11 protein-coding genes are annotated in these 12,451 nt (G+C 46.5%); 3 read left to right on the top strand and 8 right to left on the bottom strand.

Going from position 1 to position 12,451, the window contains the following annotated elements:
* Positions 1 to 199 precede the first annotated feature (199 nt).
* Together aroF and JGK07_RS30520 are read left to right on the top strand one after the other, a co-directional pair.
* Positions 200 to 1,261 (top strand): 3-deoxy-7-phosphoheptulonate synthase, encoded by a 1,062-nt coding sequence (aroF, locus tag JGK07_RS30525; RefSeq protein ID WP_293174394.1) that lies wholly within the window; start codon positions 200 to 202, stop codon positions 1,259 to 1,261.
* A 180-nt stretch (positions 1,262 to 1,441) separates the two neighbouring features.
* A complete protein-coding gene (locus JGK07_RS30520) occupies positions 1,442 to 2,002 on the top strand; it encodes a Uma2 family endonuclease (protein ID WP_293193578.1) in 561 nt (186 codons plus the stop codon).
* A 399-nt stretch (positions 2,003 to 2,401) separates the two neighbouring features.
* Here JGK07_RS30520 and JGK07_RS30515 read toward each other — a convergent pair whose 3' ends face one another.
* From JGK07_RS30515 to JGK07_RS30495, 5 genes are all read right to left on the bottom strand, one after another.
* Entirely contained in the window at positions 2,402 to 3,532 is a 1,131-nt protein-coding gene (locus JGK07_RS30515) for a DNA cytosine methyltransferase (protein ID WP_293195620.1), read from the bottom strand.
* Positions 3,533 to 3,650: 118 nt separating this feature from the next.
* A complete protein-coding gene (locus JGK07_RS30510) occupies positions 3,651 to 4,421 on the bottom strand; it encodes a Uma2 family endonuclease (RefSeq protein WP_293243503.1) in 771 nt (256 codons plus the stop codon).
* Positions 4,422 to 4,586: 165 nt separating this feature from the next.
* Positions 4,587 to 5,861: a histidine--tRNA ligase gene (gene hisS / locus JGK07_RS30505; RefSeq protein WP_293220199.1), complete on the bottom strand. Its 1,275-nt coding sequence runs from the start codon at positions 5,859 to 5,861 to the stop codon at positions 4,587 to 4,589.
* A 182-nt stretch (positions 5,862 to 6,043) separates the two neighbouring features.
* Positions 6,044 to 6,325, bottom strand: coding sequence for a hypothetical protein (locus tag JGK07_RS30500; protein ID WP_293174972.1), 282 nt, complete (start codon positions 6,323 to 6,325; stop codon positions 6,044 to 6,046).
* 34 nt (positions 6,326 to 6,359) lie between these two features.
* A complete protein-coding gene (locus JGK07_RS30495) occupies positions 6,360 to 6,635 on the bottom strand; it encodes a helix-turn-helix transcriptional regulator (protein ID WP_293149481.1) in 276 nt (91 codons plus the stop codon).
* Between the two features lie 415 nt (positions 6,636 to 7,050).
* On the opposite strand from JGK07_RS30495, the gene JGK07_RS30490 reads away from it, so the two are divergent.
* Entirely contained in the window at positions 7,051 to 8,031 is a 981-nt protein-coding gene (locus JGK07_RS30490) for a carbohydrate kinase (protein ID WP_293243500.1), read from the top strand.
* Positions 8,032 to 8,121: 90 nt separating this feature from the next.
* On the opposite strand, the gene JGK07_RS30485 is transcribed toward JGK07_RS30490, so the two are convergent.
* The 3 genes from JGK07_RS30485 to JGK07_RS30475 all read right to left on the bottom strand — a co-directional run.
* Positions 8,122 to 8,601, bottom strand: a complete 480-nt coding sequence (locus JGK07_RS30485) for a gluconokinase (RefSeq protein WP_363319238.1) — start codon at positions 8,599 to 8,601, stop codon at positions 8,122 to 8,124.
* An 85-nt stretch (positions 8,602 to 8,686) separates the two neighbouring features.
* Positions 8,687 to 10,009 carry a 3-isopropylmalate dehydratase large subunit gene (locus JGK07_RS30480; protein ID WP_293203568.1) on the bottom strand — a complete coding sequence of 441 codons (1,323 nt, stop codon included), beginning with the start codon at positions 10,007 to 10,009 and terminating at the stop codon, positions 8,687 to 8,689.
* 674 nt (positions 10,010 to 10,683) lie between these two features.
* Positions 10,684 to 12,451: CHAT domain-containing protein (locus JGK07_RS30475; protein WP_293226428.1), on the bottom strand; the 1,768-nt coding region annotated here is incomplete at its 5' end.

Here is a 12,451-nt window from a genome sequence, read left to right as displayed (position 1 = left end):
CTCGCGCTGAGTCCGAGAAACCGGGTTTCTATGGCAATTGACGTATTTTCACGAGATTTTACGCAGAAACCCGGTTTCTGAGTCTCTCGCGCTGAGTCCAAAAAAGTCCTTACGACAAACCAGTCGATCGCAATTCCATCTATTTTTATCACTAAATCCGTGTCATAATTCGTGTCTTAGCGCAACACAACAGAAAAATATGATTATTGTAATGAAAGCCGGCACTCCAGCAGCCGAGATCGATCGCCTAGACGAAGAACTCCGCACTAGCTGGGGTTTGACACCAGAAAAAATCGTCGGGCGTTACAAAACCGTCATGGGTTTGGTGGGCGACACCGTTGAGCTCGAACCGATGCAACTGCGCGAAATGAGCACTTGGATTGAGGAAGTGCTGCGCGTTGAAAAACCCTACAAGCGCGCTTCTCTGGAATACCGCCAAGGTGAACCCAGCGCCGTAGAAGTTGCTACTCCTTTGGGAACTGTGACGATCGGCTTAAATCACCCGATCGCAGTCGTAGCAGGCCCTTGCTCGGTCGAAAACGAAGAAATGATTGTCGAAACGGCTATGCGCGTCAAAGCTGCTGGCGCTCAATTTCTGCGCGGTGGAGCCTACAAACCGAGAACTTCCCCCTACGCTTTCCAAGGCCACGGCGAGAGTGCTTTGGGATTGCTAGCTGCGGCGCGGGAAGCTAGCGGTTTGGGAATTATTACCGAAGTTATGGATGCGGCCGATTTAAGTGCGATCGTGGAAGTAGCCGACGTAGTTCAAGTCGGAGCCCGAAATATGCAGAATTTCTCGCTGTTGAAGAAAGTCGGAGCTCAAGACAAACCAATTTTGCTGAAGCGCGGCATTTCCGCCACCATTGAAGAATGGTTGATGGCTGCCGAGTATATCATGGCTGCTGGCAATCCGAACGTGATTTTGTGCGAGCGCGGAATTCGCGGCTATGACAGGCAGTATACGCGGAATACGCTGGATTTGTCGGCGGTTCCTGTGCTGCGAACCTTGACTCACTTACCTGTTATGGTTGACCCCAGTCACGGGACTGGTTGGGCGCAGTTTGTACCTTCAATGGCGTTTGCTTCGATCGCCTCCGGTACAGATTCGCTGATGATAGAAGTGCACCCGAATCCGAAAAAAGCCTTGTCTGACGGGCCGCAATCGTTAACACCGGATCAGTTCGACAAGTTGATGGAAGAATTGGCTGTAATTGGTAAAGTCATGAAACGTTGGCCACAACCCGTGCCAGTTTTGGCATAGAAACAGGTGAAACGCCTAAGCTAAAATGCGATCGCGGTTAAATCCCCGATTTCTTTAAGAAGTCGGGGATATTTTTATGCTGTTTTTGGAATAGAGTCCGAGGGGCGATCGCACTTCTAGGAATGTTGGTAAATTTTGTATAATAGACATATCAATTAATTAGCGAGAGGGCTAGGAGTCATGGTAGGCATCGGAACCAAACTCACTTTAGCAGAATTTCTAGCTTTGCCCGACGGAGATGTATGTTATGAGTTTGTAGATGGTGAAGCAGTTCCTAAAGTGTCTCCAAAATTTTTTCATTCCAGTTTACAGGGAGCTTTGTGTCTCCTAATTCGTGCATGGTGTAGAGGAAGGGGGCGAGTGCTTCCAGAATGGGCGATTTTGTTAAAACGTCAGGCTAAAGATTGGGCACCGGTTCCCGATTTGACGTACATTTCTTATGCGCGTCTGCCGAAAAGTTGGCGACGGAATCAAGCTTGTCCCGCAATTCCTGAACTGGTGATTGAGATTATCTCTCCCGATCAAAGTATGAAGGAATTTGAAGAGAAGGCGAAAGATTATTTGGCGGCGGGTGTGACGCGAGTTTGGGTAATCGATCCAGAAGCTATTTTAATCAGAAGCTTTTTCCCCGATGGTTCGAGTCAAATTTATACGGATAATACACCGATTGTGGATGAGTTGCTGCCTGGTTTTGAGTTAACAACTCGGCAGATTTTTGAAGAAGCGGAATTGATTGATTGATTAAGTGCGATCGCTCTGATTCAAAATAGTCTCAATTTGACTCTGTACTTGTTCGAGTTCTCGACCTTTGTCAGCCAGCCAAGCTTTTTCGGCTTCGCATTCTGCTTGATTTTGGCGATCGCGCCTTTATTCTTCCTATTTTCACAAATTATAGCATTTATCAGAAAGATGAGGTATGACTGTAAATGGAGTTTTTGATGCGACGTTGCTTAATATGTAATAGATATCAGAGGGCTAAAGCCCAACAACGTACCTCACTTTTACGACGTTGCTTAATATGTAATAGATATCAGAGGGCTAAAGCCCAACAACGTACCTCACTTTTACGACGTTGCTTAATATGCAATAGATATCAGAGGGCTAAAGCCCAACAACGTACCTCACTTTTTTTGAGAACCGCTATAACTCCAAACTTTGCTCAGACACCTCTAATTCTGCGTGTTTCAATCGTTCTTGAATTGACATAGCCTGCAATTTTTCACTCATTTTATATAAATCCACTTTCGGATAATCGCCCTGAAATAGTGGAATCAGAGACTGAACAACCGCAGCGATTCCCTGTGGCGGTACAGCATTCCCAATCTGTCGGCGCACTTCGGTAACAGAACCTTCAAATACAAAATCATCGGGAAAAGTTTGCAGTCTCGCCCTCTCCCGATTTGTCAGTGCACGCGGTTCTGGATAATGATAACCCCAGGTTCCGCCGCCTCCGCCAGCAATGATTGTAGATGATGGTTTATCGGGATGAATTCGCCGATAAACGTGGCTGATCATGCCTTTTACATAGTAGGGACTATCTTTGGGAATATCTGAAAAATTTCCTCCGGCTTTGATTCGATTCAAAATTTCAACGGTGCGATCGCGAATTTGATGATTTTGGTTATTTTCCACAACTTGCTCGACATCCTTGAGTGCTTCGCCCGCTGTGCGATAAGCATTTTGGCGATTGGGCCCGTATTGTGCTTGAGGATGCACGAAATCAAATCCTGTATCCATCCGAATGCCAACTAACAAGACTCTTTGCCGAAATTGCGGAACTCCGTAATCGGCAAAGTTGTAAAGTTTAGGTTTGACTAAATAACCCGGTGCAATGCTTTCAAAGTCGGAAATTATTTGTTTGATTGCTTGGTAATTATTGGCGCTTAATAAACCTTTGACATTTTCCGCGACAAAAGCTTTGGGCTTTTTCTTGTTGACAAAATCGAGGAAGTATGTATATAAATTGCCTCGGGTTCCTTCAAGTCCGGGGCGCTTCCAAATTAGGGAGAAATCTTGACAGGGGAAGCCTCCTATACATATTTCTGCTTCGGGAAGTTGTGCAATGTCTATGTTTTCTATGCTGTCGTTGACTATGACAGCGGCAATGTTTTTGCTGAAAGTTTTGCAGGCGTATTGATTGGAGTCGATCGCCCAAACTACATCAAACCCAGCTTTGTGGAACGGCAAATCCATACCGCCGCAACCGGAAAACAAGGATATCAGTTGCGGTTTGGTTTTCCAGGTTACGTCTTTGAGGCGTTCGAGTGACATATTAGTTCGCAGTGGGACAATAGCCGGCTGAATGCCCGCAACACCAGAGTCTGATTATACCAAATAGTTGTCAGGTGTGATGTGCAAAAGGTACTAAGACTCGATCGCCTTTAAATTGTCAATCTTCGTCATCTAATGTGATCCCAGCTTGACGCAATTTTTCTGCTAGTCTTTGGGCGCGGACACTTTCGCGATCGGCCCGTTGCCGTTCTTGTTCAGTTCGTTCTTCCGACCACAACAATAACTCGCCTGCTGCATTCCACCACCTCAGCCAACAGCCTGTTCTCCCTTCGTGGGTTCCCTCCCAAACTCCTAAAAATAAGTCTAATCCCGGTATCCAATAACGCCCGTTTTCATCTGTTTTTTGTAAGTTATAGTGCTCTGATTCCAAAGCATAAACTTCTAAACGAGCTGTTTTTGCTCGGAATATGACGTATCTAGGGACTTTGATTACTTGTTCGTAAAAAAACCACTTTCCCACCCGTGAGGTAAATTCTACAGAGTATTCTTCTCCGTAGGTTTCTGAGAGAAATTCCATCACGATTTGAGGAATTGTCCCTTCTGTATGCGGCGTGTAACTGCGGCGAACTTGCGAGACATTTTTGGGATTTACGGGTTTGATGTACATCCAGTCGGGCGCTTTGCAAATAGTTCGCTGTTCGTCGGTGGCTGCTTCTGGGAAACTTATGCCGGCACAAAGGGCAAAGTTGGAAACTATTAAGGCATCCTGGATTAATTCGGGAAATTCTGTTAGTGGCTGGCGTAAAGCTGCGGCTAACAATGGTTGGCTTTCATCTTCCACGGGGTCATCTGGTAGTTGGAAATCTTCTGGTAGTAGCGGCCAGGTGATTGTGAGTTTCGTGGCTGGGTTTTTAGTTGCTACAGACATAGTTTATCAGAGGTTAAATGTTTTAATGCTTAAATTATATCTTTTGGTTTTTGGGATTAATGTTAATATTGTTCGTAATAAGGACTTTAGTCCTTATCTTCAGAGATTGAAGGACTAAAGTCCGATGCTGCGAACCTTAAGAGTTTACTTTTCGATTCGATCGCCCTACGCAGCTTTTATCTTCTGTTTGAGCTCATCTGTCATGGCTAGCAGTTCAGATTGCCCGATCGCACTTTGTTCGCCACTCGCCAACCACTTCAATTGTACAGTCTCGCTTTCAGCTTCCGCATCCCCCAAAACCAAACACGCAACTGCACCACTTCTGTCAGCTCTTTTAAACTGTTTCCCGAAAGCACTGCCGCTCAAATCTATCTCTACACTAAAGCCAGCACTCCGCAATTTTTGAGCCAACAATATTGATTGCTGTTCGGCTTTATCGCCCCGGGATACCAAATAGAAATCCAACTGCGGAACGGGCAGAGGTTGCAATTTTTGCAGCAGGATAATCAACCGCTCAACACCCATAGCCCAACCGACTGCCGCCGTATCCGGGCCGCCCAATTCCTTGACTAAACCGTCGTAGCGGCCGCCTCCACAAACAGTTGCTTGCGCTCCCAAATCGTCGGAGATAATTTCAAAAGCGGTGTATGTATAGTAATCTAAACCGCGCACTAATCTTGGATTTAACTGATAGCTAATTCCTAAACTTGTGAGCATTTGCTGCACTTGCTCAAAGTGATCTCGCGATTCCTCACCCAAATATTCCAAAATGCTCGGCGCACCAGCAACAATTTCTTGAGTGCGCTGATTTTTGCTGTCCAAAATCCGCAGCGGATTGCGAGTCAAGCGATCTTGGGAATCCGCATCTAATTCGTCTTTGTACGGTGTAAAATAATCAATCAACGCTTGCCGATAATTTTGTCTGTCTTGCTTATTTCCGACAGAATTGATATCGAGGCGCAAATTTTTTAAGCCGATCGCTTGCAGGATATCACAGGCGATCGCAATTACCTCGACATCTGCACGCGGATCTGCACTCCCCAATACTTCCACGCCAATTTGAGTGAACTGTCGCTGTCTGCCTGCTTGGGTGCGTTCGTAGCGAAACATCGGCCCAGTATACCACAGACGCTGCACGTCACCAGCCGCGTACAAACTGTTTTCAATAAAAGCTCGCACGACTCCGGCGGTGCCTTCTGGGCGCAAAGTAGTCGATCGATCGCCCTTATCTTTAAAAGTGTACATTTCTTTGCCCACAACATCGGTAGCTTCGCCGATGCCGCGTTCAAATAAAGATGTTTGTTCAAAAATTGGCGTCCGAATTTCTCGATAAGCCGCTTTTTTTAAGATATTTCTAGCGACTTCTTCTATATTTTGCCAATATTGAATTTCAGCGGGCAAAATATCCCGCGTTCCCGGTAAAGTTTTAATTGCACTCATTTTTTTAGTCAGTTGTCAGTTGTCAGTTGTCAGTTGTTGGTTGTTGGTTGTTGGTTGTTATTTGTTATTTGTTACTCGTCATTTTTGAGCTCGTGATTTTTATTTGTGACTTCGTATTTATTGCTGTTTGGCTTGAATGACAAACAACCAATAACAAATAACCAATAACAAATAACTAATAACTATTGACTTAATAATTCCCAAGCTCCGTAGCGATCGCCATAATAAGCCAAAATGCGATCGACCCGCTCGCGGCAGGCCAAATCGAACCCATCAGGATACTGTATCCACAAACCCCCAACTTGGCTGTCGCTGTAATCAAACCGCTGCGACTGCTGCGGAATCAAACCGGTTTCCACCCCTTCAACTTGACGCAAATGGGCTGCCACTTCGCGATACACCGCCAGCGGCAATCCCGGGCATTGAATTTGATAGCGGAGTTGTTTTTCTTGTGCCGTTTGCATCATTTCTTTGCCTGTCCCCAACCATAACCCCTATTTAAGATACTTCTTTATCGATCGGCCCCGGTAGAGGGCAGCAGTTAATATTCTCCATACATACCTTCCCCCACTGCAAAGCCCAGCGCACCAGCGAAACTCGATTGTCAGCGGGCGTCTTGTTCAAGATATTGCTAATGTGGTTGTCAACAGTACGCTTGCTAATCTCTAACTTCTCAGCAATTTTCTCATTGGTCAATCCCGCCGCTACTAACTCTACCACTTGCAATTCTCTGTCCGACAGGGTGACAGGGGTGCCAGAGACGCTCCCGTTCATAAATTTTTCCTATGTGTGCATATTTACCTATATACAATTCTAGAGGATGAGGGATCTAGTATGAAGAGAAAATTAAATTGGCTCTGGCACGGATCACCAACTCGCTTGCAGAATCGCAGCAAGATGTGTAAACCCAGCCTTGCACGTGGGGTAGCGGATGCTAGATTTACCTGCGCGCACTGGAAATCCGCGCCCAAAAAACCGCAGATGTTGGCACGTCAAACTACTGATACGCCCGCGCTGTACTTGTGCGTTGAGCGGGTAACTGCCACTATCAGTAAGTCTGATATTATAGGAGCAGCTATTACAAAATAGCTGGCAATTTTCCCTACTGGGAATCTAGGTAGAGATAATTATTGACCAGTCTGGTGCTAGTCTAAAATCTAAAATCTAAAATCTAAAATCTAAAATCAATATGACTTATCCTCGCGTTTTGTGTCTGGGTGAAATTTTATTTGATTGTTTAGCAGACAAACCAGGAGTATCTCTAGAAGAGGTAGAATCTTGGACGGCATATGCTGGCGGTGCTCCTGCTAATGTTGCCTGTGCTTTAGCTAAATTGGGGACGGCGGTGGGATTTATCGGTGCTGTAGGTGGGGATGAATTGGGGGAGTCTCTGGTGCAGGTATTGCAAGAATCAGGGGTTGATATCGCTGGAGTGCAACGCCATCCGACTGCGCCGACGCGGCAAGTTTATGTCTTGCGGAATGAAGCGGGCGATCGATCTTTTGCCGGTTTTGGTAAAATGGATACTGCGGATTTTGCCGACACCCGCTTCCAGGCTGCCCAAATACCCGAGGCGCTGTTTGAAAATGCGGAGTTTTTAGTGCTCGGCACTTTAGAATTAGCTTACCCTGAAAGTCGAGAGGCGATCGCCAGAGCGATCGAACTAGCAGAACGTTACGACGTTAAAATTATACTTGACATCAATTGGCGTCCGGTATTTTGGCCAAATCCAGACGAAGCAAAAGCGCCCATCATACAACTATTAAAAAAAGTAGATTTTCTTAAGTTATCTGACGACGAAGCCGAATGGTTGTTTGGAACTAGCGACGCTGGAGCTATTACCTACCGTCTCGATTCTGTAGAAGGCGTTTTGGTGACGGCGGGCGATAAAGGTTGCGGCTATTGTCTCTCGCAAAATGAAGGAAAAATCCCCGCTTTTGCAGTAGATGTTGAGGATACAACAGGTGCCGGCGACGGGTTTGTTGCTGGTTTTGTGCGGCAGTTGTGCAAGTATGGAATTAAGAATTTAGCAGATCCAGAAATTGCCCAAAACATTGTAACCTATGCCAGTGCCGTGGGTGCGATGACGGCGATGAAGCCTGGGGCCATTGCAGCACAACCAACTGCGGCTGAAGTAGAAGCTTTCTTGTATTTGTACAACAAAAATTAGCACACCAAACCTCTATAGGTTCGTAGTGAGGACTTTAGTCCTCCGAAAGAAGGACTAAAGTCCTCACTACGAACCTGTTTTATTTTGAGATTAACCGCACATCAAATAATTTATAATTTGGCGGACAATTACCTCTAACGGCTGCGAAGCATCTATAATAATTGCATTTTCAGGTTCTTCGAGAGTAGCGAACTGACTTGACAGCAAGTCTGCTTTCATGTAGTGATTTTCGCGAGTTTTTAACCGGGCTGCGAATAGCTCAAAATCACCTTTGAGATAAACTATTTTCATTCGCTGCTTGTCTCGAAACAGCATTTCGCGGTAAGATGCTTTGAGGCCAGAACAAGCTAACACGACATTTTTATTTTCCAACAGCCACCTGTCTATTGTACCTTGCAAGTGCAACAGCCAAGGCAGGCGATCGGCATCTTCTAAAGGAATGCCCCGACTCATTTTTTCTATGTTTCCTGGCGGGTGAAAATCGTCGGCATCGCTAAAATCCCAATTGAGAGATTCCGCTAGCAACTTGCCAACAGTAGTTTTCCCCGAACCGGAGACTCCCATCACCATAATAATCATCGCGGCTTAAATTCATCCCGTAGGGTATACCACAAGCACCTTCTGGGGTTGTGGCACACCACACACAAACTACTTTCTAACGCAGGAATTCGCGCGGATCTGTGACGTGTCCAGTCAGCGCCGAAGCCGCCGCCGTGTAAGGCGAAGCGAGATAAACTTGCGCTTCTTTGTTCCCCATCCGGCCGGGGAAGTTGCGGTTAGTTGTAGACACGCAAATTTCCGGTTCGTTCATCCGCCCAAAAGTGTCTTTCGGGCCGCCCAAACAAGCGGCGCAAGAAGGCGCTGCGGGTTCGATGCAGCCTGCTGCTAAGAAGATTTCCGACAGCGTTTGACCGTCGTATTTAGTAACAAACAAATCTTCGTAAACTTTCTGAGTTGCCGGTACTAAATATGTCGGAACTTTGACTTGATTTCCTTTGAGAATGCGGGCTGCACTCAAAAAGTCGGAGGTTTTGCCGCCGGTGCAGGAACCGATGTAAACTCGATCGATCTTGACATCGCTGCAATTGCGGGCCAAGTCGCGGTTGTCGGGGGAGTGCGGTTTGGCGACGACTGGTTCTAATTTGCTGACATCGTAGGTGCGATCGCTATAAAACTGAGCACCCTCATCGCTGTAAAATGCCTCAAACGGCACATTAGTGCGAGGATTAACGTAATCAAACGTGGTTTTGTCCGCAGCCACCGTGCCATTTTTGCCACCAGCTTCAATCACCATATTGCACAGCGTCATCCGTTCTTCCATCGTCAAACGTTCCACTGTATCGCCCGCAAATTCCATCGATCGATAGTTAGCACCGGCAACGCTGATATCGCCTATAATTTGTAAAATCAAATCTTTTGCTAACAAATAATCTGGCAATTCGCCGTTGAGCACAAACCGCATCGTCGCCGGCACTTTAATCAGCAATTTGCCGGTTCCCATGATAAAAGCCGCGTCGGTATTGCCGATACCGGTGGCAAATTGTCCGAAAGCACCGGCATTGCAAGTGTGGGAATCTGTACCGAAAAGCACTTCGCCCGGGCGCGTGTGGCCTTCTTGGGCGAGGGCGATGTGGCAAACTCCTTTATAGTCGGGGTTAGCTTTGAAGTTCGATCGATCCGTGATGTCGTAAAAGTATTTTATCCCTTGTTCTGCGGCAAAATCGCGGAGAATATCGACGTTGCGGTTAGCGCGTTCATCGTTAGTGAAAATGTAGTGGTCGGGAATTAAGACGATTTTGTCGGGATTCCAGACTTTAGCATTATCGCCGAATTCCTTTTTGAATACGCCAATGGTGCCCGGCCCGCAGACATCGTGGGTCATCAATACGTCTGTTTCTACCCAGATGTTGTCTCCGGGCTCGACTTTGGTGCGGCCCGATGCTTTGGCCAAGATTTTTTCGGTGATGGTCATTCCCATAGTGCGATCGCTCTTTTTCGTGAGATGCTACAAGTGTATTGTAAGCGAAACATTCCCTGTTACCGAGGATACTGACGCAGGAAGATGTCTCGGATGTACTTCCAACTTGAGAGAAGCGTCCAGTTCGATCGCAGTTTTCTATTGCATCTAATACAAATTGTAGGGCGAGCAATCCCCACCTTACGAAATTATGCGTAATGTTATGTGTTGTTAAATAATTCGAGTTAATTATTAAAAGGTAAATTATATTGGACATCGACCTAATTTAAATATTCAGTTTGGATACGACCAAAACTTTGTAATATTTTGCGTACAGGTCGCCAGGAGAAATTACGATGAATTGCGAAAAAGTTCAACATTTCAAAGTGTAGCATAGCGCCGATCGCCTGCCGGAATTCATACCGATCGCCAAAACCACCCGATCGCCCAAAACATCCGCTGCGGGAATTGCGATCAGCACTCTGCTGATCCTGTTAGCACCGCCAGTTCAAGCTGCTAATCTAACATTCGTCTCTGATTGCCAATCATTATTGCTCTTTAGACGTGTAGATTAAAGAGGGCCGGGGCCCAACTACGTACCTATACAACAAATCTGATTGCCAATCATTATTGCTCTTGAGACGTGTAGATAAAGGAGGCTCAAGCCCAACTACGTACCTATAAAACAAATCTGATTACCAAGGATTGCCAATCATTCTAAAAGCCGCCCAATAGTAGGGATGAGAAAAATTCCGAGTCCCTGTCTTTGTCATTTCCGGAGGTAGCTGCACATTACCCACAGAAGTCCGCAATATTCCCCCTTCAATCCGCACCTGTTGGCGCAACATTTCTAATTGCGCTTGCCGCAAGGCCTCAGCCTTCATCGGAGCAGTTTTCAACTGGCCGTAAAAGTCCGCCATCAATCCCAAACTGCCCTCGTCGCTGACATACCAGAGAGTCGCTAGAGCCGATTTAACCCCTGCTTGCACGGCTAACCCGCCAAAGCCCAACTCGGATTCTCGATCGCCCACAGCAGTCCTGCAAGCACTTAAAACCAACATATCAACCTGTGGACTGCCCCATCCCATGTCCCGCAACTGATTCAAACGCAATTTAGTATCCCACAACTGAATGAAGGATTCGCTGGGGTTTCCCGATCGAAATTCGGCGTGAGTAGCCAAGTGAATTCTCCCAAAAGGGTACTGCTGGCGCTGCGATTTCAAATTTGCCAGAGTGAAAGCTTGGTTCAAGAAAGACTTACCGGGCGACTCCTGCGGGATAATTGTCGAAACTTCTATTTCCACCGCAGGCAAAGGACTCATATCGGGAAATTGTGACGCACCCATTGCCAGAACTTGTGTATTTGGCAACTTAGTGGTGCTGGTATCTGTCAAACTCAGACTCGGCATTGAACCGACGCTGTAACGCTCTATCAGAAAGCCTTTCCCGTCATGTAGCGCCGCCATCGGTATCGATCGCAACCCCATATCCGCAATAAAAGATAAATTCTGAATACCTTTGGCTTGTAACTCTGCCTCGATCGGCGCTATCATCCACTGGTAAAGCTGCTGAGCGAAGGGTAAATAAGTTTTAGTATTGCGCTTTACCGGATTAGTCAGTTCGTTGCGAAATTTCCGAATAGTTTCCATTACCTCGGCGCGAGAGGTTCCAGCGATCCGCACGCGAAAGGGCGCGCTATCGGGGGCGATTACCATTACTTCGAGTTCGTCAGAGCTTTTAATTTGCTGTTCTACGCGCAACAGCGGCGAACTGTTGTAAGGTCGATCGAATGTAGAACCATTGGGTACAAAGCTCATATATACGAGAGCTGGTTTGATACCTGTGGCTTGTGCGACGCTGCGAAGAGTATTTTGAGCATTTTCTAGCGTGGCGCGTTTATTTGTTTGTGGCAAATTCAGGTAATCGACAAACTCCCTGGTAAATCTGTTTTCTACCGGAAAAATAATGGCGCTGGGGTTAACTGGCAAGCTGGAAACGTCAATAATATTCGAGGTTTCGCGACGTGAATTAGGCTGTTGCAATGAACTAGATATCTGGTTTTGCTGTTGCAAGCTGGCAGAAAATAAAGGATTTGTCCTGGGAAGCCCGTTGCTGGAGAGCGCAGGAGCGAGTTCCGGTGTCGGTATGGGCGCGAGATTGATTGGTGCGGGAGCAGGGAGAATTTGAGTAATTGTCGGCGCTGGTGACAAATTCGAGTTCGGCGCTGGATTTTGAGTAATCGTTGGCGCTGGTGACAAATTTGATATCGGCGCTGGATTTTGAGTAATTGTTGGTGCTGGATTTTGAGTAATTGTCGGCGCTGGTGACAAATTCGATATCGGCGCTGGATTTTGAGCAATTGTTGGCGCTGGTGACAAATTCGAGTTCGGCGCTGGATTTTGAGTAATCGTTGGTGCTGGTGACAAATTTGATATCGGCGCTGGATTTTGAGTAATTGTCGGC

The organism is Microcoleus sp. PH2017_24_DOB_U_A (assembly GCF_020738205.1).
Taxonomy (GTDB): domain Bacteria; phylum Cyanobacteriota; class Cyanobacteriia; order Cyanobacteriales; family Microcoleaceae; genus Microcoleus.
The sequence above is the reverse complement of the archived record's forward strand: the minus strand, read 5'-3'. Positions and strand labels throughout refer to the sequence as shown.